19 protein-coding genes and 1 tRNA gene are annotated in these 21,138 nt (G+C 68.5%); 12 read left to right on the plus strand and 8 right to left on the minus strand.

The features are described 5' to 3' along the window. Nucleotides 1-5: 5 nt before the first annotated feature. Together FHP08_RS04585 and FHP08_RS04590 are read right to left on the minus strand one after the other, a co-directional pair. Nucleotides 6-596, minus strand: coding sequence for a peptidylprolyl isomerase (locus tag FHP08_RS04585; protein WP_147703158.1), 591 nt, complete (start codon nucleotides 594-596; stop codon nucleotides 6-8). A gap of 73 nt (nucleotides 597-669) precedes the next feature. Next, nucleotides 670-1,359 (minus strand): tetratricopeptide repeat protein, encoded by a 690-nt coding sequence (locus FHP08_RS04590; protein ID WP_147703159.1) that lies wholly within the window; start codon nucleotides 1,357-1,359, stop codon nucleotides 670-672. A 51-nt stretch (nucleotides 1,360-1,410) separates the two neighbouring features. Between FHP08_RS04590 and cysS the strand changes: the two genes are divergently transcribed. The 8 genes from cysS (at nucleotide 1,411) to FHP08_RS04630 (ending at nucleotide 9,397) form a co-directional block, all read left to right on the plus strand. Beyond that, on the plus strand, nucleotides 1,411-2,850 hold the full coding sequence (cysS, locus tag FHP08_RS04595) for a cysteine--tRNA ligase (RefSeq protein ID WP_147703160.1): 1,440 nt from the start codon (nucleotides 1,411-1,413) through the stop codon (nucleotides 2,848-2,850). A 4-nt stretch (nucleotides 2,851-2,854) separates the two neighbouring features. After that, the gene (locus FHP08_RS04600) at nucleotides 2,855-3,877 is read left to right on the plus strand and encodes a DUF6352 family protein (RefSeq protein ID WP_147703161.1); all 1,023 of its coding nucleotides are present in this window, start codon (nucleotides 2,855-2,857) and stop codon (nucleotides 3,875-3,877) included. A gap of 36 nt (nucleotides 3,878-3,913) precedes the next feature. Next, complete coding sequence (locus FHP08_RS04605) at nucleotides 3,914-4,531, plus strand: DNA-3-methyladenine glycosylase family protein (RefSeq protein ID WP_147703162.1); 618 nt, start codon at nucleotides 3,914-3,916, stop codon at nucleotides 4,529-4,531. Continuing rightward, entirely contained in the window at nucleotides 4,531-5,499 is a 969-nt protein-coding gene (locus FHP08_RS04610; protein ID WP_147703163.1) for an acetyl-CoA carboxylase carboxyltransferase subunit alpha, read from the plus strand. The genes FHP08_RS04605 and FHP08_RS04610 overlap by 1 nt, the downstream gene beginning before the upstream one ends. Beyond that, nucleotides 5,468-6,931, plus strand: a complete 1,464-nt coding sequence (gene tilS, locus FHP08_RS04615) for a tRNA lysidine(34) synthetase TilS (RefSeq protein ID WP_147703164.1) — start codon at nucleotides 5,468-5,470, stop codon at nucleotides 6,929-6,931. Before FHP08_RS04610 ends, tilS begins: the two co-directional genes overlap by 32 nt. A 177-nt stretch (nucleotides 6,932-7,108) precedes the next feature. After that, nucleotides 7,109-7,846 carry an SIMPL domain-containing protein gene (locus tag FHP08_RS04620; protein ID WP_147703165.1) on the plus strand — a complete coding sequence of 246 codons (738 nt, stop codon included), beginning with the start codon at nucleotides 7,109-7,111 and terminating at the stop codon, nucleotides 7,844-7,846. A 92-nt stretch (nucleotides 7,847-7,938) separates the two neighbouring features. Next, nucleotides 7,939-9,210, plus strand: coding sequence for an aspartate kinase (locus tag FHP08_RS04625; RefSeq protein WP_147703166.1), 1,272 nt, complete (start codon nucleotides 7,939-7,941; stop codon nucleotides 9,208-9,210). A gap of 94 nt (nucleotides 9,211-9,304) precedes the next feature. Next, a tRNA-Ser gene (locus FHP08_RS04630) sits at nucleotides 9,305-9,397 on the plus strand. Nucleotides 9,398-9,556: 159 nt separating this feature from the next. On the opposite strand, the gene FHP08_RS04635 is transcribed toward FHP08_RS04630, so the two are convergent. Beyond that, a complete protein-coding gene (locus tag FHP08_RS04635) occupies nucleotides 9,557-10,471 on the minus strand; it encodes a LysR family transcriptional regulator (protein ID WP_187272169.1) in 915 nt (304 codons plus the stop codon). Between the two features lie 84 nt (nucleotides 10,472-10,555). On the opposite strand from FHP08_RS04635, the gene FHP08_RS04640 reads away from it, so the two are divergent. Beyond that, entirely contained in the window at nucleotides 10,556-11,302 is a 747-nt protein-coding gene (locus FHP08_RS04640) for a sulfite exporter TauE/SafE family protein (protein WP_147703168.1), read from the plus strand. Between the two features lie 296 nt (nucleotides 11,303-11,598). Next, nucleotides 11,599-12,351 carry a sulfite exporter TauE/SafE family protein gene (locus tag FHP08_RS04645; protein ID WP_407703979.1) on the plus strand — a complete coding sequence of 251 codons (753 nt, stop codon included), beginning with the start codon at nucleotides 11,599-11,601 and terminating at the stop codon, nucleotides 12,349-12,351. Nucleotides 12,352-12,412: 61 nt separating this feature from the next. On the opposite strand, the gene FHP08_RS04650 is transcribed toward FHP08_RS04645, so the two are convergent. Continuing rightward, nucleotides 12,413-14,326, minus strand: a complete 1,914-nt coding sequence (locus FHP08_RS04650; RefSeq protein WP_147703169.1) for a sensor histidine kinase — start codon at nucleotides 14,324-14,326, stop codon at nucleotides 12,413-12,415. Continuing rightward, the gene (locus FHP08_RS04655) at nucleotides 14,319-15,035 is read right to left on the minus strand and encodes a response regulator transcription factor (RefSeq protein WP_225879034.1); all 717 of its coding nucleotides are present in this window, start codon (nucleotides 15,033-15,035) and stop codon (nucleotides 14,319-14,321) included. The genes FHP08_RS04650 and FHP08_RS04655 overlap by 8 nt, the downstream gene beginning before the upstream one ends. A gap of 194 nt (nucleotides 15,036-15,229) precedes the next feature. Here FHP08_RS04655 and FHP08_RS04660 point away from each other — a divergent pair, with 194 nt between their 5' ends. Next, on the plus strand, nucleotides 15,230-17,368 hold the full coding sequence (locus tag FHP08_RS04660) for a hypothetical protein (protein WP_147703171.1): 2,139 nt from the start codon (nucleotides 15,230-15,232) through the stop codon (nucleotides 17,366-17,368). 107 nt (nucleotides 17,369-17,475) lie between these two features. Here the strand turns inward: FHP08_RS04660 and FHP08_RS04665 are convergent, their stop codons facing one another. The 3 genes from FHP08_RS04665 to FHP08_RS04675 all read right to left on the minus strand — a co-directional run bounded on the left by FHP08_RS04665 (nucleotide 17,476) and on the right by FHP08_RS04675 (nucleotide 20,111). Then, complete coding sequence (locus FHP08_RS04665) at nucleotides 17,476-18,453, minus strand: NAD(P)H-dependent flavin oxidoreductase (protein WP_147703172.1); 978 nt, start codon at nucleotides 18,451-18,453, stop codon at nucleotides 17,476-17,478. An 84-nt stretch (nucleotides 18,454-18,537) separates the two neighbouring features. Then, a complete protein-coding gene (locus FHP08_RS04670; protein WP_147703173.1) occupies nucleotides 18,538-19,422 on the minus strand; it encodes a pirin family protein in 885 nt (294 codons plus the stop codon). 89 nt (nucleotides 19,423-19,511) lie between these two features. Then, complete coding sequence (locus FHP08_RS04675; protein WP_147703174.1) at nucleotides 19,512-20,111, minus strand: FMN-dependent NADH-azoreductase; 600 nt, start codon at nucleotides 20,109-20,111, stop codon at nucleotides 19,512-19,514. A 123-nt stretch (nucleotides 20,112-20,234) separates the two neighbouring features. On the opposite strand from FHP08_RS04675, the gene FHP08_RS04680 reads away from it, so the two are divergent. Continuing rightward, nucleotides 20,235-21,134, plus strand: coding sequence for a LysR family transcriptional regulator (locus FHP08_RS04680; RefSeq protein WP_147703175.1), 900 nt, complete (start codon nucleotides 20,235-20,237; stop codon nucleotides 21,132-21,134). Nucleotides 21,135-21,138 lie beyond the last annotated feature (4 nt).

Consider the following 21,138-nt stretch of genomic DNA (forward strand, 5'->3'; position numbering starts at 1 on the left):
AGGGATCAGCGCGGCGCGCCGACCACCGCGATCGAGTCGATGACGACCGCGTCGCCGGGCACGTCGCGGTAGGGGCCGACCGTGCGGGTAGGCATTGCGCGGATCTTGTTCACCACGTCCATCCCGCGGATGACCTTGCCGAATACCGCATAACCGTGACCGTCGGGCTGCGGATAGTTCAGGCCGGCATTGTCGACCACATTGATGAAGAACTGCGAGGTTGCCGAATCGGGGTCGCCGGTGCGCGCCATCGCGACCCAGCCGGTGTCGTTGCGCAGGCCGTTGCGCGATTCGATGGCGATTGCCGCGCGGGTGGGCTTCGGTCGCAGGCCGCCCTCGTAGAGATCCTTCGTGAAGCCGCCGCCCTGGATCATGAAGTTGCCGATGACCCGGTGGAAGATCGTGCCGGCGTAGAAGCCGTCGTTCACGTACTTCAAGAAATTGTCGACGGTGCCCGGTGCCTTGTCCGGATAGAGCTCGATCACGAATTCGCCGGCCGAAGTCTTGACCAGCACCTGCGGATTCGCGGCCGCGGCATCGTCGGGGGCGGCCAGCGCGAACATCAGGGCGCCGATCAGCGGAAGCTTGCGGAACATTCTGTGGACTCCTGGAGGAAGGAACTGGAGGAAGGAAACGTAGGCGGGGCGAGGACGGGACTGGCGCCAGCGCTCAGCGCGATCCGGGCAGCGGCGCCGCGCCGGGCGCCGCTGGGGCGATCTGTCGCGAGAGCTCGCGCGCCAGCCTGAGCCTGGACGCGACCGCGGCGTTCGCCGGCTCGAGCTCGGCCGCGCGCTGCCAGGCGCGTATCGCGAGCCGCAGGTGAAGGTCGCCGAGGTTCTCGTGGGCCAGTGCGTAGGAGGGCAGCGCGCGCACCGCTTCGTCGAGCGCGGCGCGCGCCAGGTCGAGCTCGCCGCGCGCGGCGTGCAACGCCGCCAGGTTGTTGTGCGGCTCGGGCAGCTCGGGGAACTGCCGGGTGAGCGCCTGGAAGACCTCGATGGCGGCGGCGTCCTTGCCCTGGCCGCTCAGGATCACGCCTTTCAGGAAGCGCAGGCGCACGTCGGAGGGTGACTCCTTCAGCGCGACCTCGATCGCGGCGAGCGCGTCGTCGGGCTTGCCCTCGTCGGCGAGCCGCTGGGCCTGGGCGTAGGCGGTGTCGGCGGCGCGCGGATCGGACATGGCCGGCATCGGCGAGCCGGGCGCGAGCAAGGCGGGCAGCTCGGTCGAGGCGGGCGACTGGGCCATCGCCGCAGCCCCGAAGAATGCGGCGGCGAGGGCGCCCCACAGCGCGCAGGCGGCGACCACATGGGCGGCCCAAGGGGCGGCAGGACGGCTCAGGCCCGGTGCTATACTCGATCGCATCCCTGCATTCTAGCAACGCGCGGCCGTCGGCCCGGCGCGTCCTGCGCGCTCATGCTCCGCCTCTACAACACGCTCACCCGCAGCAAGGAAGAATTCGTCCCGCTGGAACCCGGCCGCGCGCGGATGTACGTGTGCGGCATGACCGTCTACGACTGGTGCCACGTGGGGCACGCCCGCGTGCTGGTGGTGTTCGACGTGGTGCAGCGCTGGTTGCGCGCCTCGGGCTACCAGGTCACCTACGTCCGCAACATCACCGACATCGACGACAAGATCATCCGTCGCGCGGTCGAGAATGGCGAGACCATGCGCGAGCTCACCGAGCGCTTCATCGGCTTCATGCACGAAGATGCCGACGCGCTGGGCGTTCAGCGGCCCGATCACGAGCCGCGCGCCACGCAGTACGTGCCGCAGATGCTCGGCCTGATCGACCGGCTCGAGAAGAACGGCCTTGCCTATCGTGCGGCGGACGGCGACGTCAATTACTCGGTGCGTCGTTTTGGCGGCTACGGCCGGCTGTCCGGCAAGTCGCTCGACGACCTGCGCGCCGGCGAGCGGGTGTCCGTCGACGACGCCAAGCAGGATCCGCTCGACTTCGTGCTCTGGAAGGCTGCCAAGGCCGACGAGCCCGACGAGGCCAGATGGGCCTCGCCCTTCGGTCCGGGGCGCCCCGGCTGGCATATCGAGTGCTCGGCCATGGCCACCAGCCTGCTCGGCAAGACCATCGACATCCACGGCGGCGGCGCCGATCTGCAGTTCCCGCACCACGAGAACGAGATTGCCCAGAGCGAAGGGGCGCTGGGCTGCCAGTTCGTGCGCTACTGGATGCACAACGGCTTCGTGCGCGTCGACGACGAGAAGATGTCGAAGTCGCTGGGCAACTTCTTCACGATCCGCGAGGTGCTGAAGAAGTTCGACGCCGAGGTGGTGCGGCTGTTCATCCTGCGCGCGCACTACCGCTCCCCGCTCAACTACTCCGACGCCCATCTCGAGGACGCCCGCCAGGCGCTGCTGCGGCTGTACGGCGCGCTCGATGCGGCAGCCGCCGCCGATGCCGCCGCGCGGGCGGCGCTCGCCGCGCCGGCCGGCGAGGCGCCGATCGACTGGTCAGCGCCCGCCGCCGCGCGTTTTCGCGAGGCCATGGACGACGACTTCAATACGCCGATCGCCTTGTCCGTCCTGTTCGACCTTGCCGCCGAGGCCCACCGCAGCGCCTCCTCCCAGGCGGTGCGCGAGCTGCGACAACTGGCCGGCCTGCTGGGCCTGCTCGCCCGCGACCCGGCCGAGGTGCGCCGCAGCGGCCTGCACGGCAGCGAGGCCGCGATTTCGGCAGGCGCGCCGGACGACGCCGCGATCGAAGCCGCGATCGCCGAGCGGGTCGCCGCCAAGAAAGCGAAGGACTGGGCAGAGGCCGACAGGATCCGCGACGCGCTGAGCGTGCAGGGCATCGTGCTCGAAGACGGTCCCGGTGGCACGACCTGGCGGCGCGCCTGAGCGGATGAAACCCTTCTGGGTCCATTCCGGGCTGGCCTTGCTCGACGTGGACGAGCACGGTGGCCTCATCGTCACCGACGAGTTCCTGGCGGCCTACCTGCGCCGGCCCGAGCTCGCGCCGGTGCCCGAGTCCTGCGCCGCCGAGCGCGCGCTGCACACCGGCCTGCTGGCGGCGCCGCGGGCGGCGGTTCCGGACGCGCAACTGGCCGGCTTGGCCGATCCCGATGCCCGCGACAACTGGCGCATGTTCCTGCGCTTTCGCGACCGGCTGCTGGGCGCGCCCAACCTGCAGGCGGCCTACGTGGCCGTCTTCGCCGATGCGCAGCGTGCGGGCCGGATCGACGTGCCGCCGCTCTTCGTGGACCAACTCGCGCAGATCATCGTCCACCATCTGCTGGCCGACTGCGAAGACGGGCTGATGCTGCGTGTGGCCGAGCTGTGGTTCCGCGAGCAGCGGGTGTCGATCGCCGACAACCGGGTGCTGCTGGCCGACCTCGAAACGGTCGACGCGCGTCGCGAGGACCAGGGGCTCGGCGATCTCGGCCGGTTGCTGGCCCAGGCGCAGGTCGCTGCCCGCGGCGTGGACCTGGAGGTCATCGACCGCGAGAATGCCGAGGCCTATTTCGGCCGTGACGAGCGCCACGACTTCGCGGTCGAGCTCACGCACGGGCGCACCGCCTCGGCCATGCTCTGCGACCTCCTTCGCCGCTGGGTCGGGCACCTGCTCGGCGTGGCGGTCAAGGTCCGCACGCTGGCCCAGATCGAGGACCAGCGGTGGCGCTGGCATGTCGGGCTCGACGTCGAATCGAGCAAGCTGCTCGACACGCTCTGGCGAGACGGCGGCCTCACGCCGGACGAGCATCGCCGCCTGCTGCTGCTGATGCGGCTGGACTTCGAGCGCCTGGAAGACCAGGATCCACAGTTGGCCGGCAAGCCGGTCTACCTGGCGCTTGCCATGGACGAGGATGGGGTGCTGCGCATGAAGCCGCAGAACCTGCTCTTCAACCTGCCGTTGCGCGGGCACTGATACACTGCGCGCCCGCCGCGAGGATAGCCCGAGCCGATGAAACCCGACTTCTGGGACGACGCCTGCCGCGACCTGTCGCGGCGCGATCCGGTCATGGGGCGGATCATCGCCGAACGGGGCCATGCCCATCTGGTGTCGCGCGGAGATCCCTTCCAGACCCTGGCGCGTTCGATCGTGGGCCAGCAGATCTCGGTGAAGGCGGCGCAATCGGTCTGGAACCGCTTCGAAGCGGCCGCCGGCGAGGTCGTTCCGCTGCGGGTCTCGCGGATGCGCGTGGCCACCTTGCGAAACTGCGGGCTGTCCGAGCGCAAGGCCGAGTACCTGAAGGACCTGGCCAGGCGCTTCCATGTCGGCGAGGTCGATCCCACGCACTGGCCTTCGCGCGACGACGAGGCCATCATCGCCGAATTGGTGACGGTCCGCGGAATCGGCCGCTGGACAGCGGAAATGTTTTTGATATTCAATCTGTTGCGGCCCGATGTTCTTCCAGTGGATGACCTCGGCTTGCTGCGCGGAATCGAGAAGCACTACCGGAACGGGGCGAGCGTGACGCGACGCGAGGCGCGGCAGCTGGGCGAAGCCTGGCGCCCCTGGAGAACGGTCGCCACCTGGTACTTGTGGCGCAGCCTCGAGCCGGTGCCCGTGGAGTACTGATGAAGACGACTTTCCTGGATTTCGAGCAGCAGATCGCGGACCTCGAGCAGAAGATCGAGGCGCTGCGCTTTGCGCAGGAAGACTCGGCGCTGGACATCGCCGACGAGGTCGAGCGACTGCAGAAGAAGAGCGTGGTCCTCGTCAAGGAGACCTACGCCAAGCTCACACCCTGGCAGACCGCGCTGGTCGCCCGCCATCCGCAGCGGCCTTACACGCTCGACTACGTCAAGGCGATCTTCACCGACTTCCACGAGCTTCACGGCGATCGCGCGTTCTCCGACGATCCGGCCATCGTGGGCGGGCTGGCCCGCTTCAACGGCCAGTCGGTGATGGTGATCGGCCACCAGAAGGGGCGCGACACCAAGGAGCGCGGTTACCGGAATTTCGGCATGCCGCGGCCGGAGGGCTATCGCAAGGCCCTGCGGCTGATGAAGCTGGCCGAGAAGTTCGAGATTCCGGTGCTCACCTTCGTGGACACGCCGGGCGCCTTCCCGGGCATCGGCGCCGAGGAACGCAACCAGTCCGAAGCGATCGGGCGGAACCTGTTCGAGATGGCCGCGCTGCGGGTGCCGATCGTGACCACGATCATCGGCGAAGGCGGCTCGGGTGGCGCGCTGGCGATCGCGGTCGGCGACGTCACGCTGATGCTGCAGTACTCGGTCTATTCGGTGATCTCGCCCGAGGGCTGCGCGGCCATTCTCTGGAAGAGCGCCGAGAAGGCGCCCGACGCCGCGGAAACCCTGGGCATCACCGCTCAGCGCCTCAAGACCCTGGGCCTGGTCGACAAGGTCGTCACCGAACCGGTGGGCGGCGCCCACCGTGATCCGCAGCAGATGGCGCTGCTGCTCAAGCGCGCCCTGTCCGACTCGCTGCGCCAGTTGCAGGGCATGCGGCTCGACGACCTGCTCAGGCATCGCCTCGAGCGGATCATGGCCTATGGCAAGTTCAAGGAGACCGGGCAGGGCTGATCCCGGCCCGGTCGAGGCGCTCGAGGCGGCGCTCGCGCCGCTGGGCGCTTCGGCGCGCGCGGCCGTCGCCTTCAGCGGCGGCCTCGATTCCACCGTCCTGTTGCACGCGGCGGCGCAAGTCCTGCCGGCCGGGCGGCTGCTTGCCTTGCACGTCGACCACGGGCTGCAGGCGGCTTCGGCCGAATGGGCCATCCAGTGCGCGCGCCAGGCGGCAGCGCTGGGCGTGGACTTCCGCACACGGCGGCTGGCCGGTTCGCCCGCACGCGGCGAGAGTCTCGAGGCCTGGGCGCGCGAGCATCGCTACGCGGCGCTGGCCGAAATGGCCGCGGAGAGCGGCGTGTCGGTCATGCTGACCGCCCACCACGCCGACGACCAGATCGAGACCTTCCTGCTTCGGCTCGCGCGCGGGGCGGGGCTGGATGGCCTGGTCGGCATCGAGGTCGACCTGACCCGCGACGGGCTCAGGCTGATGAGGCCCTTGCTGGCGCTGTCGCGGCGATGCATCGAAGCGTGGGCCCGGGAGTCGGCGCTCTCCTGGATCGAGGATCCGTCCAACGCCGACGAGCGCGTGGCCCGCAACGCGCTGCGTCGCCAGCTGATGCCGGCGATCGACCGGGTGCTGCCTTCGCTGCGCCATCGTCTGCCCGACACGTTGGCCTCGCTGCGCGAGGCGCGCGACCGCATCCGCGCCCTGGAGCTCCGGGACCTGGCTGGGGTCGAGGTGGATACCAGGGAATTCGGCCTGTGCCTGTCGTTGTCGGCCTGGCGGGCCTTGCCAGTGGCGCGCCGGCCGGGCGTGCTGCGCCGCTGGCTCGCCGAGTGCGGCGTGCGGATGCCCTCGCGTGCGCGACTTGCGGAGATCGCGCGACAGCTGGAGTCGCCGCGCAAGGACGCGCAGGCGGCCATGAGCCATGACGGGTGCGTGGTGCGCCGCTATCGAGATCTGGTGATCCTCGCGCCTGCTGCAGCGGGGTTCGCGCCGGGTGGCAGGGCTCCGGAGGGCGTGCCCGCTGCCGGCACGGTCCCGCTCGGAGCGGCGAGGGAAGCGCGGTCGGTGCCGATCGATTGGGCCGGCGAGGGGCGGATCGACTGTCCCGGGCTCGGCGGCTGGCTGCTGATCGAGCCTGTCCTGGAGCCTGGCCGGCCCGGCCTGGGTGCCGATGACCTCCGTGCCCCCGATCTGGTCCTGCGGCCTCGAACGGGAGGGGAGCGGCTTCGAACCCGGCCCGGCGGGCCGCATCGCAGTCTGAAGAACCTGTTCCAGGAGCAGGGCGTGCCGCCCTGGCTCAGGCCGTGCTTGCCGATCCTGTGGTCGCGCGGGCATCCTGTGTGGGTGCCCAGGCTGGGCATCGATGCCGATCGGGTGGCAACCCAGGGCGAACGCTACCGGCTCGAGTGGATAATTCTTGATAAAATCATTAAAAACAAATAGATGAAAAACAAATCTTGAGTGTTTTATCACATTGCAAGAGTGCATCCGTGCGCACCCGATCGGATCGCCCTGGCTCGGCGTCTATGGCGAACCAGGGTTTGAGCATCGACCCAATGAATTCAAGTATTTCGGCACGAAGCAGTTTCAAGACCTTGAATAACAAGAATCTTTGAATCCATGCAATCCTCTTCCGATCCTCGCGTCATCCGACTCGCCCCTGCAGCGGCCATTCTCGGCCTGCTCGTCGCGATCGGCCTGGTCGGCGCGGCCTGGGTCGGCGGTCAGTCGCTGCTGGCCTTCAAGCGATTGGACCGGACGGTCGAGGTCAAGGGCCTGTCCGAGCGCGAGGTGCCGGCCAACCTGGCGATATGGCCGATCTCCTTCGCCGAGGCCGACAACGACGTCGGCAATCTGTACCGGACCATCGAGCGCAAGAGCATCCGCCTGGTCGAGTTCCTGAAGCAGGCCGGATTCAAGCCCGAGGAGATCGGGTCATCGGCCCCGTCGGTGGTCGACAAGCAGGCGCGCGAGTACGGCGGCGACGAGCGCAGCCCCTTCCGCTACACCGGCCGCGCCACGGTCACCGTCCACACCGCCGACGTGGCGCGGGTTCGCGCCACGATGAACCGCCTCGGCGAACTGGGTCGGGAGGGCATCGCGATCGGCGGCGACCATGGCGCCCAGACCCAGTTCCTGTTCACCGGCCTGAATGCGATCAAGCCCGAGATGATCGAGGAGGCCACCCGCAACGCCCGCGAATCGGCCACGAAGTTCGCCAACGACTCGGGCAGCCACCTGGGCAAGATCCGGCGCGCCAGCCAGGGACAGTTCTCGATCGCGGATCGCGACGCCAGCACGCCACACATCAAGAAGGTGAGGGTGGTCTCGACGGTCGAGTACTACCTGGCGGACTAGCGCCGGGCCCCACGCTGCAGGGGCGCTCGCGCTACAATCCCGGGTTTTCCCACGTGACCCGCCCGGGACCACCCGGGCGACAAGAGCCGACCATGGCACTGATCGTTCACAAGTACGGCGGCACCTCGATGGGCTCGATCGAGCGCATCCAGAACGTCGCCCGCCGCGTCGCCAAATGGCATGCCGCCGGCCACAAGGTGGTGGTGGTCCCCTCGGCGATGTCCGGCGAAACCAATCGCCTGCTGGGTCTCGCCCGCGAGATCAGTGCTCAGGCCGATCCGCGCGAGCTCGACATGATCGCCGCCACCGGCGAGCAGGTGTCGGTGGGGCTGCTGGCCATCGCGCTCAAGTCCATCGGGACCGACGCGGTCAGCTACGCAGGCTGGCAGGTGCCGGTGAGGACCGACCGCGCCTACACCAAGGCCCGCATCCTCTCGATCGACGACGCGAAGGTGCGGGCCGATCTCGACGCCCGCCGCGTGGTGATCATCACCGGTTTCCAGGGAATCGACGACCTGGGCAACATCACCACGCTGGGCCGCGGGGGCTCCGACACCTCGGCGGTGGCGGTGGCGGCGGCGCTGGGCGCCGACGAGTGCCTGATCTACACCGACGTGGACGGCGTCTACACCACCGACCCGCGTGTGGTGCCCGAAGCGCGCCGGCTGGAGAAGGTCACCTTCGAGGAAATGCTCGAGATGGCAAGCCTGGGCTCCAAGGTGCTGCAGATCCGCTCGGTGGAATTCGCCGGCAAGTACAAGGTCAAGACGCGCGTGCTGTCGAGCCTCACGCCCCCCGATCTCCCGCTCGGGATCGAGGCCAGCTCCGGCACGCTGATCACTTTCGAGGAAGACGAGAACATGGAACAGGCCGTCATTTCGGGCATCGCCTTCAACCGCGACGAGGCCAAGATCACCGTCACCAAGGTGCCGGACCGCCCGGGCATCGCCTTCCAGATCCTGGGGCCGGTCGCCGAAGCGAACATCGACGTCGACATGATCATCCAGAACCAGAGCGTCGACGGGATGACCGACTTCTCGTTCACGGTGCACCGCAACGAGTACCAGCGTGCGATGGACGTGCTGAACAACAAGGTCAAGCCCGCGATCAACGCCGGCGACGTCATCGGCGACCCGAAGATCGCAAAGGTCTCGGTGGTCGGCATCGGCATGCGCTCGCACGTGGGGCTCGCCAGCCTGATGTTCCGCACGCTGTCGGAAGAGGGGATCAACATCCAGATGATCTCCACCAGCGAGATCAAGATCTCGGTCGTCATCGAGGACAAGTACATGGAACTCGCGGTGCGCGCGCTGCACAAGGCCTTCGGACTGGACCAGTCCGGCGACGTGCCCGCGGTGGCCTGACGCGAAAGGCAGCCCGAGCGGTACTCGGGTAGTGCCCGGCTTTCGGGTACAATTCGCCCCGAGCCGGCATCGAGAACGAAAGTCATCGAAGCCCGGAGACGTGGCCGAGAGGTCGAAGGCACTCCCCTGCTAAGGGAGCATGCGGCCAAAAACTGCATCGAGGGTTCGAATCCCTCCGTCTCCGCCAAGCAACCACGCCCGCATCAGCGGGCGTTGTTGTTTGACGGAGACGCGCGAAACGGGCGTGACCGAATCCCTCCGGTCCGGCCAATACGGGCCGGCGACAGGACAAGGGCATCCAAGACCGGGCCGCAGCAGGAAGTGCGGACGGAAGCCGCCTGCCTCGTCAGGGTCGACTCGAAACGAGGGAGTCCGCCAGCGTTCTTACCCCGGCGAAATCGGCACCTTGCGGTGTCATGCAGACCAGCAGCTTGCGGGCAGCCCATCCATCGGAGAGCACGAGGGTCCGGGTGTCCTTGCCTCTCAAGCGCAATGCCGCGCTTTCCGGCATGACCGCCGCGCCGACGCCGGCTGCGACCAGTTGCGCCATCCCGTCGAATCCAGACAGGCGCACTCGGTGACGGGGCACCCGCCCGCTGCGACTCGCCTGGGCGGCCAGGAAGCCGCTAAGGCCGCTGTCACTGGAAAGACCGATCAAGGGGCGTTCCAGGAGTTCGCCAAACGATATGGAGCGTCGCTTCCCTGTCGGCCAGCTTCGGGGCAAAAACGCCACCAGACGGTCGTCCAGCCAAGGGCGCGAGATCAGTCCCGAAGTGTCCACATAGTCCGCAACGATGCCGATGTCGGCAAAGCCTCGGCGCAACGCGTCGAGAACGGCGTTGCTCGCCAGTTCCCGCACATCCACATCGATCTCCGGATTGCTGGAAAGGAAGCGCCCGAGCGCCTTGGGCAGGGCCTCCGACATCGCTGCGGTGTTGCAGAGCAGGCGAACGGTGCCACGCAGGCCATGACCGAAGCCCGCCATCTCCACGTGCAGCGTTTCCAGTTCCGCGAGCACCCGATTGGCATGACGCGCCAGGGCGAGCCCTGCGTCGGTCGGAGCCGCCCCGATCTTCGAGCGATCGAGCAGGCGGGTGCCGGCAACCTCTTCCAGGGCCTTGAGGCGGGCACTGGCGGCGGCCAGCGAAAGGTTCACCGCCTCGGCGGCCGCAGTGATCGTGCCGTGCGAAATCACTTCGGAGAACAGGTGCAGATCGAATGGGTCGATTCGGTAGGCGACCCTGCGGCGTGGGGCGGTCATGATGGCTATCCTACGGAATTCCCGAAGGATATCCCCGCATGAATCGAATGGACGTCGCAAGACGCATCGGTACATGATGGCTTCATGGAAACGATGCAAGTCTTGCTCGTGGTCGCGGTGTTTGCGCTTGCCGGTGGCGTCAAGGGCATCACTGGCATGGGGTTGCCGACCGTGGCAATGAGTGTGCTCGGGCTCTGGATGCCGCCAGCGCAGGCAGCAGCGCTGCTCGTGGCTCCGTCTCTGGCAACCAACGTGGCCCAATGCCGGGGACCGCATCTGCGACGACTCGCCGCGCGCCTGTGGCCTGGATGGCTGGCAATGGCCGTCGTCACAGTCTTCGCGCCTGGCATGGGTGGCGATGCGTCCGCGACCGACTCGGCCTCACGCTCGCTTGGCATCGTGCTCGTCGGTTATGGGCTTTGGGGCCTGTGGCGACCCGCCTTGCCGGACCTCTCGGAACACGGCCGATGGGTGGGAGCGCTGGCAGGAATGGCGACCGGAGTGGTCACGTCGCTCACCGCAGTCTTCGTGCTGCCCTGGGTGCCCTACCTGCAGTCCCTGCGCTTCGACAAGGATGAAATGGTGCAAGCTCTCGGCCTGTCGTTCACTGTCGCCACGCTCGCATTGGCTTTCCGGCTGCAAGCATCGGCGTCCCCGGGGTGGATGTCCGCCTCCACGATCGTGGCCACGAGCGGGGCGCTGGGTGGCGCATTCCTGGGCCTGAAGCTCGGCGAGGTGTTTCGGGGCCGTCTTGCCGGCCACGCATTCCAGAAAGCGCTGTTCGCGATGTTTGTCTTGCTCGGGGCGGCCAATCTGATGCGGGCCGCGTGAAGCGAGGGGAGAGGCAGGCGGTCCCCGTTCGCTCGAGCGGTGCGCATGCGGCGTGTGCGGCGCGCACGGTTCGAATCCTCGATTTCGCCAGGAAGCGATGCATCGGATCTTCGGCAGGTTGGTGCGATAATCCGTCCTGCTTCGCCGGACGCGCGCGCCAGTTTCAGCCCAGGTCGCACGCGAAGCGAGTGCGGTGAATCCCACCGTCCCCGAGCGAGCAAGGCAAGCCTTTCCCCATCTCCCTTCCTCAGCCATGCGAGCAAGGCAAGCATGGCCCGCGCCGAGAAGACGTCCGATTGGATCCCCTGCACGCCTACCTCCTTCTCGCCCTCGCAGCCTTCGCCGCCGGCGTGTTGAACGCCATCGCCGGCGGCGGCAGCTTTCTTACATTTCCCGCGCTGGTGTTCACCGGTGTCCCGCCGATCGTGGCCAACGCCACCAGCGCGCTCGCGGTCAGCCCGGGCTATCTGGGCGGCACCCTGGGGTTCCGGCGCGAGCTTCGCGATCTGCCGCCCGCGCGCCTGCGCCGAGAGACGCTGCTCGCGTCGATCGGCGGGGTCGTCGGCGCGCTGCTGCTGCTGGTCACCCCGGCCAGCGTGTTCGCGGGCATCGTGCCCTGGCTGCTGCTGTTCGCCACGGTGCTGTTCGCCGCCGGGCCGCTGATCGCGAATCGGGTCGGCGCCCGCCAGGGGGCCAAGGCCCGCTGGCGCGATCCGGGCCTGTTCGCGGTCTCCATCTACGGCGGTTACTTCAACGGCGGGCTTGGCATCCTGCTGATGGCGCTCTACACGCTGGCCGGCGAGTCGCGCATCAACACCATGAACGCGCTGAAGAACCTGAACTCGCTGGTGCTCTCCTGGCTGTCGGTGGCCGCCTTCGTGGTGGCCGGGGCGATCGCCTGGAAGCAGGGCGTGCTGATGATGGTCGCCGCGACGCTGGGCGGATTCGTGGGCGCGCATGGCGCGCGTCGCCTGCCGGCGGCGTGGATCCGGGCGGTCGTGATCGCCACCGGCGCGATCATGAGCGTGGTGTTCTTCGCACGGGGCTGAACCTGCGTCGCGGGCGTCGCCCGGCGACGTCAGCCCGCCGGGGGATCACCTGTCGACTGCGCTACGCGTGCCCGCGACCGATCCGGATCTCGAACTCGGTGCGTCCGGCTTCGCTTCGATAGTCGAGTCGCCCGCCGATCGCGGCACAGCGCTCGCGCATGGACCTGAGGCCGTTACGCGGCATGGCGTCCGCCGTGAAGCCCCGGCCGTTGTCGACGATCCGCAGCCTGATGCCGCCGCCGACCGACGCGGCTTCGATTCGCAGCTTGTCGGCGCCCGCGTGCTGCAGGACGTTCGACAAGGCCTCGTAGAGCACGAACTGCAATTGCCGCATCCGGTAGCCATCGACCTCAGGCAGGATCGGCAACAGATCCACGGCCCATTCCAGCTCGATGCCAGCTGAACGCAGCCGCGGCTCCAGCCGGTAGCGCAGACTCGCCAGGAGCGAGCCGATGTCGCCGGCCGGCAGGTTCAAGGCGTCGACCGACAGCTTCAGGTGGTCCATCGAGTCGCGCATCGTCTGCAGCAAATCTCCCGGCTGGGCCACGCCGGAATCGAGCTGGCGGATCGCCGTGCTGAGGTGCGCGCCGACACCGTCGTGCATGTCCCGCAGGATCCGGCTGCGTTCCTCGGCGAGCGCGCGCTCGTGCGCCATGTGCTCCATTTCGGCGTAGCTCCGGGCGAGCTGCGCCTCCCGGTCCGAGATCCGCGTCGCCAGCGTCTGCAGCAACTCGCGCGCCTGCGCGGTGGCCTCACGGAACCGGACCAGCACGATATAGGCGAGCCCGAATCCGAACAGCAGGGCCGAGTATCGGATCATCGAGTTGGCACCGTACGTGGGGGCGATCCGGAACAGGTACAGGTCGCGCAGCCCGACCGACACGCTCAACAGAATGGCGAGCGCGACGATCCGGTGCGCGGACGGCGATCGGGCGCGCAGGACGTGGGCCAGGAAGAGTGCGCCGAAGACGAGGAAGGTGCCGCCCAGCGCGGCGTACCAGGCGGTCAGCGCGAGCGGCCAGCCCAGCGCGCGCGCCATCACGGCCGCCGCGGCGCTCGACACGACAAGGGCCGCCAGCCAGCGGCGAAAGGCTGCCCCGAACCGGGTGTCCCGCCAGCCGGCGACCTCCATGCAGAACATCCCCATGCTGTAGCCCCAGGCGCCCAGCGCCAGCACCGGCACCATGCCCCACCACGGCCACGGGAGCGGCGGATTTTCGATCAGCACGTCGCTGACTCGCAGCGTCCAGAAGAGCTCGGCCAGTCCCGCGTGCAGGTAGATCGGGTCGCGCCGGACCGGGCCGGGCCGAGTGGTGTCGACTTGCGTGGCCCACAGGGCGATCGCACCGAGCCCGACAACCAGGCTGAACACGATTACACCGATCGACCCGGTGACGCGCCAGAAGTAGTCCTGGTCGTACAGCGGCTCCACGAGCGGCCGCGGACCGACGTGAATCCGGGAGAGTCCTCCGCGCCGGCCCAGGTCGGCCCGGATCCTGATCTCGAGAAGATTGTCGAGACGGAACAGGTCGGGCGCGACGGTCATCTGGCGGGGGAGCTGGGCATGATCCGCGCCGTTGAAGACGTCGAGATCGCCCTTGCGTTCGAGCAGGGTCCCATTCAGGCGGATCTCGTAGGCGTTGCCGACGCGCGGGATGTAGAGATCCAGCGGGCTGTCCGGCAGGCTCCGGATGGTGAACCGGATCCGGAATGTCGCCGCGCCTTGCCGGCCGGGGTGCTCGCGATCCCACTGATAGGGAAGGGCGACCGTCCGGGTCGTGCTGTCCCCGGCAACCGTGATCGTCGCGTCCGCCTCGCCGATCTCGAGCAGGCCGTCAGGGGGAGCGGTGTGCCCCACGCGGAGCAGGAGGAGCGCGAGCAGAAGCCCGGCAATCAGCTTCAGCCAGGTCGCGGGTCCGCCCCGGGCGGCGCCTGTGCGAAGGGAAGGCACCCCGGGGGGCGCGTTCTCAGACATCGCGCCGATCGACGTCGAGCAGCCCCATCCGGGTGGCCTCGTAGATCGCTTCGCTCTTGGAATGGACGGCGAGTTTGCGATAGAGGCTCTTGATGTGCGTCTGGATCGTGTGGACCGTGACCGCCTGAAGGCGCCCGATCTCGGCGTACGAGAAGCCTCGGGCGATCAGTTCGAGGACGTCGCGCTCGCGCGGCGTCAGCGCCAGCGACGTTTCCGCGGCGCCCCGCCGGGCCGGCGGGTCGGCGTTGCTGAGGCCTGGAACGGCGGGTGCGGGCGTACCGGGCGGTGACGACAGCCGGGTCAGCACGCGCCTGGCGATCATCGGCGAGATCGGTGAGGCGCCGGACTTCATCTCGACGATGGTCTTCGCGATGTCCTCGCGCGGCGCGTCCTTGTGGATGTACCCGAGCGCGCCGGCCTCGATGCTGGAAAGGATGTTCTCGTCGTCGCCGAACATCGAGACGACCAGCGCCTCGCACTCGGGTCGCAGGGTGCGGGCCATCCCGATCAGGTCGAGACCGTGGCCGTCGGGCAGGCCGAGGTCGACGAGCATCACGTCGATCCGTTCCGCGGGGCCCCCGAGCACCGCGGCGGCCTCGGCGACCGTGCCGACCGCGGCAATCAGCTCGAGTTGCGCGCAGCGGCTCACGCTGGCCGCGAAGAATTCGCGAGTGGCGATGTCGTCCTCGATGATCAGCACACGCCACACGGGCGAACTCCCCTCGGGCCTCGTGTTCGCGGCCGCCTGGTCGGCAAGCATAAGGCGGCGAGCCGGCCAAGGGAAGGTGGCGCCTCCCATGTTCATGGGAGGCGAGGGGCCGGGTAGTTCCGGATGATCCGGGCGGACATCCATGCGGGCGCAAGTGCGTCCGTCGAATCCGCGCTCCGAGGAGAACGAACTTGTTGATCCGCTCGACCCGAAACCTGCTGGCAGCGATCGCCTGCGCATCCGCACTGGCGATCGCCGGCTGCGGCGGCAGTGACTCGACCACCAGTACCGCGCCGCCCGGCAGCACACCGACCACGCCCGAGGTCAAGACCGTCGTGATCACCGGGGTGGCGGCGACCGGCGCCGCCTTCGTTGGCGGCGTCGTCTCGGTCGTCGACAGCAAGGGCAATGTGGTCGGCACCAGCCTGCCGGTGGGCGACGACGGCGTCTACAGCGTCACGCTCGCCGAAGGCGCGACGCCGCCTTTCGTGCTCGTGGCCTCGCGCACCTCTTCGACAGGCGAGACGCAGACCCTGGTCAGCGTCGTCGAATCCACCGACGTCACCACCGCGAACCTGACCCCGATCACGACGCTGATCGCGTCGCGGCTGTCTGCGTCCGGCGATCCGGCGAAGCTCGCCGAGGAGCTGGCCGCGAACCAGGTGCAGATCACGCCGGAAGGGGTGGCCGCCACGGTGCAGGAAGTGAAGACGATCCTCGGTCCCTTGCTCGCCGCGAGCGGCACCACCGAGTTCGATCCGCTGCGCGACGCGTTCGCGACGAACGGAAGCGGCTACGACCAGCTGCTCGATTCGATCAGCGTATCGATCGTGCCGAGCGGGGCGAGCGCCAACATCGAGGTCGCGGTCAAGTCGGTCGGCGGCGAGGACGCGAACCCGCCCACGATCAACTTCAGCAGCGACCAGACGCTCGACACCATCGTGTCCGACAACCAGATCTCGTCTACCGGCATTGGCGGCACGACGATCGATTCGAGCTCGCTGGCCGAAGACGGCCTTTCCGTCCGGATCGCCGACTTGATGCAGCGGATCACGGCCTGCTTCGCGCTGCCCGTCGAGCAGCGCGTCAGTGGCACGCCGGACAGCTTCGGCAACGTGGTCGGCACGGCCGCCAACGTCACTGCGCCTGCATGCCGGTCCATGTTCGTCGACGATAACCCGGGGCTCTACAAGCACAACGGTGTCGTCGTGCAGCGCACCGCGTCCAACCAGGGCGCCTTCGCGAGCCTGTTCCGCGGCGGCTCGAACGGCCTGGTCTGGAGCCAGGGAAGCTACGAGTTCACGCGCGCCAACGGCGACTACGTCGTCGGCTTCAAGATACGCGACGCGCAGCGCGGCGAGACCTTCGGCGTGCTGGCAGTCCGCAAGGGCGATGATGGCGTGCTGCGGCTGATCGGCAACCAGTACGCCTACCCGGGCAACATCGTCGGCTACCATCAGAAGCGCAACTTCATCACGCTCGGCCAGGGCCAGTACAGCTACTTCAGCACCGGCTATGTCCCGACGGTCGGCAATCTTTCGGCCAGCGGCTTGCCGGTCTTCGACCGGGTCATCGTCACCTCGCCGAAGGGCAAGGTTCTGCCGCCGCTGAAGCCGTCGGCAGGCCAGTCCAACCTGGTCTTCTACCTCAACAGCAGTCCCACCGGGACGAGCTTCCTCCGGCTGCGCAGCGAGTATGTCGACGGTTCGACCGCGAGGCCGCATCCGTCGCAGGTCGAAAGCGCCGCGGTGGTGTTCGCGCAGACCGAGCTCACCGAGGAGGAACTCGTCAACACGCCGTCGGGCGGCACCTGGAGATTCGACTATTTCCTGGCGGGGAACACCGGCGGCACGCCCGACGCCACGCAGTACTACCGGAGCCGGTCGCGCGCGCTGTCGATCGCCGAGCTGCGCACGAAGGGCTTCGCCGAGCTGAATCCGGCGCTGGTCGCCGACATCGAGTCGGGCGCCCAGGCCGACGGTCAGCCTTTCGCCGGCCAGCTGATCTTCGCCGAGGGGGAAGACGGCTACATCGGCGTGAACGGCGCCGACGGCTGGTCGGTGCTCGCCGGGCAGATGCCGCCGACGTCGATCACGCTGTACGGCAGCTACAACAACGTCCGGTTCAACGACGGCGTGGGCTTCTCGTCGACCGCGCGCAGCGCGACGGTGCCGTGCTCGCCGCAGACGCAGCAGGATCTGCACTGCTTCAACGGCGGACCGACCTTCGCCGAAGGGGCCGTACTGAACGGGCTTCACCTCTGGGCGTCCGATGCCACCGGTCGCGAGTACGCGAACTTCTACGCGATGTACAAGCTGAACCTGGCGCCCTGAGCCTGCGCGGGCACGGCCGCTCGGCCGTGCCATCGCGCCTTGGGTGTGAGAAGGGCCCCGATTGCGGGGCCCTTTTCCGTGATGCGACGACAGGCCAGGATGCAGACTCAACCCGCCAGCATCCCCTCCAGCCGCTGCCGGATGAGTCCCTCGGCCTGGCTCATGATCGCGTCGATCAAGTCCTTCACCGTCGGCACGTCGTGGATCAGGCCGGCCACCATGCCGCAGCTCCACGCCCCGGCGTCCATGTCGCCTTGTTGCATCACGCGCGGATAGACGCCGGCCACCAGCTCGCGGATGTCCTCGATCGTGGTGGCGGTGCCCTTTGTGCGCTCGATCTCCACGATCTTCTCGACCGCCGGATTGGCCAGCACCCGCTCGGTGTTGCGCAGCGGACGCATGATCAGCCGGGTGTCGAGCTCCGTGGCGCGCACGATCGCCTGCTTGACGTTCTCGTGCACCGGCGCCTCGCGGGTGGCGATGAAGCGGGTGCCCATGTTGATGCCGTCCGCGCCCAGTGCGAGCGCGGCGACCAGCGAGCGGCCGTCGGCCATGCCGCCCGAGGCCACGAAGGGGATCGACAGTTCCTCGGCGGCGCGCGGCAGCAGGATGAAGTTGGGCACGTCGTCCTCGCCGGGGTGGCCGCCGCACTCGAAGCCGTCCACGCTCACCGCATCGCAGCCGATCTTCTGGGCCTTCAGCGAGTGGCGCACCGAGGTGCACTTGTGGATCACCTTGACCCCGCCGGCCTTGAGCGCCGGCATGTAGGCCTCCGGGCTGCGGCCGGCAGTCTCGACGATGCGAACGCCCCCCTGGAGGATCGCGTCGATGTATTCGGGGTAGGGCGGATTCGCGAAGCCCGGCAGGAAGGTCAGGTTCACGCCGATGGGCTGGTCGGTCATCTCCTTGCAGCGGGCGATTTCCTTCGCGAGCTTCTCGGGCGTGCCCTGGGTCAGGCCGGTGATGATGCCGAGGCCGCCGGCATTGGACACGGCGGCCGCCAGTTCGGCGAAGCCGACGTAGTGCATGCCGCCCTGGATGATCGGGTGGCGGATGCCGAAAAGCTCGGTGATGCGGGTCTTCACGATGGACTCACTCCTGGTTGTGCGCGCAGGCGCCTGTTCGGCGCTGCGGCGTCACCCGGATTGTGCCGTGTCGGCGCGCAGAACCTACAGCGCGCGCACCTTCGCCGCCTCGAAGGCGCCGCGCTGGTAGTCGACCAGCGTCTGCCGGATCTCGTCACCGGTGTTCATCACGAAGGGGCCGTACTGCGCGATCGGCTCGTTCAGGGGCCGGCCGGCGATCAGCAGCACCCGCGAGGCTTCGCGGGCCGCCAGCTCCACCGCCTCGCCGCCGTCGTTGGCCAGGATCGCCATGTTCCGGTCCGGCGCCTCGCTGCCGCCCACGCTCACGCTGCCCCGATAGGTGTAGGTGAACGCGTTGTGCCCGGCCGGGATGGCCTGGAGGAAACGGGCGCCGGCCGGCAGGTGCACGTCGAGATAGAGCGGCTCGGTGTCGGGCCGCGCGACCGCCCCGGCCACGCCGTGGCTCTCGCCGGCCAGCACCCGCACCCGCACGCCCGTGTCGTCGGTGAACTCGGGGATCGCGGCCGAGGGGATGTCCCGGTAACTCGGCGCGACCATCTTGTTGCGCGCGGGCAGGTTGAGCCAGAGCTGGAAACCTTCCATCAGGCCTTCCTCCTGCTCGGGCAGCTCCGAGTGGATCAGCCCGCTGCCCGCCGTCATCCACTGGGCGCCGCCCGGGCCCAGGAGCCCCTCGTTGCCCGCGCTGTCGCGGTGGCGCATCCGACCGGCGATCATGTAGGTGACCGTCTCGAAGCCGCGATGCGGGTGATCGGGAAAGCCGCCGATGTAGTCCTCCGGATTCTCGTTTCGGAAGGCGTCGAGCATCAGGAAGGGGTCGAGGCGGCGCTGCAGGTTCTGCGTGAGCACGCGGGTGAGCCGGACGCCCGCGCCATCCGACGTGGCGACGCCCCGAACGAGGCGCTCGACGGCGCGCAGGCGCAGCGCGGTGGGAGAAGAGGGCATGTCCATCGATGTGAACCTCGCTGATGCGTGAGCGCCGGCCGCGAAGCGGAGATGCCTCGCGACCGGCAATCCGGATGGAGGCGGCGAGCGTTTCGTCAGGCGCCGATCGCCTCGATCTGTGCTTCGGCTTCGGCCAGCCCCTTGCTGGCGGCGTCCGGCCCCATGGCCAGGCCCTCGGCGTAGACCAGCTCCAGGTCGGTCATGCCGAGGAAGCCGAGCACGGTCTTCAACCAGGCCGCCTGGGTGTCGGCCGGCGTGTCGCGATACAGGCCGCCGCGGGCCAGCGCAAGGTACACCTTCTTGCCCCGGATGAGGCCTTCGGGGCCTTTCTCCGTGTAACGGAAAGTGACTCCGGCACGCGCGATCGCGTCGATCCAGGCCTTGAGCTGGATCGGGGTCCCGAAGTTGTACATCGGCACGCCGATCACGATCGCGTCGGCCGCCTGCACCTGGGCGATCAGGGCGTCGTCGAGCGCTACCCGCGCCGCCTGCTCGGGCGTCCGCTGCTCGGCCGGGGTGAAGAGGGCCTTGAGCGCCGGCTCGTCGAGCACCGGATGCGGGTCCCGGGCCAGGTCGCGCAGCGTGACGCTCGCAGCCGGATGCAGGGCCTTCAGCCGGGCGGTGATCGCGTCGGCGATGCGGGTCGAGTTGGCGCCCTCGGAACGGGCGCTGGCGTTGATCTGGAGAATCTTCATGTTCGGTTTCCGGTTGTGTCGTTGCAGATGGGCTCACTTTATTGGACAGAAAAACAATCCGGAAGCCATCCAAATGGATATGATTAGTGCATTTACGGAACAATAATGGTGTAAGGCAGCCATATGGACATCGCAGCAGACGACCTCATCCTCTTCGCCCGCGTGGTCGATGCCGGCAGCTTCTCGCAAGCCGCCGAGCGCTGCGGCCTGCCGAAATCCACCGTCTCCCGGCGGATCAGCGCGCTCGAGCGCAGTCTCGGCGAGCGGCTGCTCACCCGCACCACCCGCCAGTTTGCGATCACCGAGTTCGGCGAAGGCATGCTCGAGCACGCCCGGCGCCTGCTCGAGGAGGCGGAGGCCGCCAGCGCGCTGGCCCAGCACCGCCAGGCCACGCCGCAGGGCACGCTGCGAGTCTCCCTGCCACCGGACTTCCTGCAGGAGATGGAACTGGTCCCGTTCCTGCTGGCCTTCGCCACCCGTTATCCGGAGGTGAGGGTGGAGATGGACCTCTCTCCGCGGCGGGTGGACCTGATCGCCGAGCGCTTCGACCTGGCGATCCGGGTGGCGGCACGCTTGCCCGACGACGCCACCCTGGTCGCGCGGCGCCTCATCGAGATGCGCCACGGCCTGTACGCGAGCCCTGCCTACCTGGCGCGATTCGGGCGCCCGCTCGCACCGGCCGACCTGGCCTCCCACACGGGGCTCAAGCTGATCACCAGCAGCGGCGAGGCCCAGGCCTGGCAGCTCTCGCGCGGCGACGAGCACTGGGTCGGCGCGCTCACCGGGCCGATCGCGGTCAACTCGGTCGGCTTGCAGCGTGAGCTTGCCGCGCACGGACTGGGGCTGGTCGGCCTGTCGGAGCGGTATGCGGCGGCCTTCGTGCAGAAGGGCCTGCTCGAGCGCGTGCTGCCCGACTGGTGCCTGCCCACCATGACCGTCTGGGCCGTCACGCCAGGACGGCGCCTGCAGGCCACCCGCGTGAGCGCCTTCATCGACATGCTTCGCGAGGCGCTTGAAGCCTGAGCCG

This window comes from Zeimonas arvi (assembly GCF_008039575.1).
In the GTDB taxonomy this organism is placed as follows: Bacteria; Pseudomonadota; Gammaproteobacteria; order Burkholderiales; family Burkholderiaceae_E; genus Zeimonas; species Zeimonas arvi.

Excerpts from the sequence above, each read along its gene's own strand:
- FHP08_RS04585 (WP_147703158.1), bottom strand. The coding sequence starts at position 596 with ATGTTCCGCAAGCTTCCGCTGATCGGCGCCCTGATGTTCGCGCTGGCC.
- FHP08_RS04590 (WP_147703159.1), bottom strand. The coding sequence starts at position 1,359 with ATGCGATCGAGTATAGCACCGGGCCTGAGCCGTCCTGCCGCCCCTTGG.
- cysS (WP_147703160.1), top strand. The coding sequence starts at position 1,411 with ATGCTCCGCCTCTACAACACGCTCACCCGCAGCAAGGAAGAATTCGTC.
- FHP08_RS04600 (WP_147703161.1), top strand. The coding sequence starts at position 2,855 with ATGAAACCCTTCTGGGTCCATTCCGGGCTGGCCTTGCTCGACGTGGAC.
- FHP08_RS04605 (WP_147703162.1), top strand. The coding sequence starts at position 3,914 with ATGAAACCCGACTTCTGGGACGACGCCTGCCGCGACCTGTCGCGGCGC.
- FHP08_RS04610 (WP_147703163.1), top strand. The coding sequence starts at position 4,531 with ATGAAGACGACTTTCCTGGATTTCGAGCAGCAGATCGCGGACCTCGAG.
- tilS (WP_147703164.1), top strand. The coding sequence starts at position 5,468 with ATGGCAAGTTCAAGGAGACCGGGCAGGGCTGATCCCGGCCCGGTCGAG.
- FHP08_RS04620 (WP_147703165.1), top strand. The coding sequence starts at position 7,109 with ATGCAATCCTCTTCCGATCCTCGCGTCATCCGACTCGCCCCTGCAGCG.
- FHP08_RS04625 (WP_147703166.1), top strand. The coding sequence starts at position 7,939 with ATGGCACTGATCGTTCACAAGTACGGCGGCACCTCGATGGGCTCGATC.
- FHP08_RS04635 (WP_187272169.1), bottom strand. The coding sequence starts at position 10,471 with ATGACCGCCCCACGCCGCAGGGTCGCCTACCGAATCGACCCATTCGAT.
- FHP08_RS04640 (WP_147703168.1), top strand. The coding sequence starts at position 10,556 with ATGGAAACGATGCAAGTCTTGCTCGTGGTCGCGGTGTTTGCGCTTGCC.
- FHP08_RS04650 (WP_147703169.1), bottom strand. The coding sequence starts at position 14,326 with ATGTCTGAGAACGCGCCCCCCGGGGTGCCTTCCCTTCGCACAGGCGCC.
- FHP08_RS04670 (WP_147703173.1), bottom strand. The coding sequence starts at position 19,422 with ATGGACATGCCCTCTTCTCCCACCGCGCTGCGCCTGCGCGCCGTCGAG.
- FHP08_RS04675 (WP_147703174.1), bottom strand. The coding sequence starts at position 20,111 with ATGAAGATTCTCCAGATCAACGCCAGCGCCCGTTCCGAGGGCGCCAAC.
- FHP08_RS04680 (WP_147703175.1), top strand. The coding sequence starts at position 20,235 with ATGGACATCGCAGCAGACGACCTCATCCTCTTCGCCCGCGTGGTCGAT.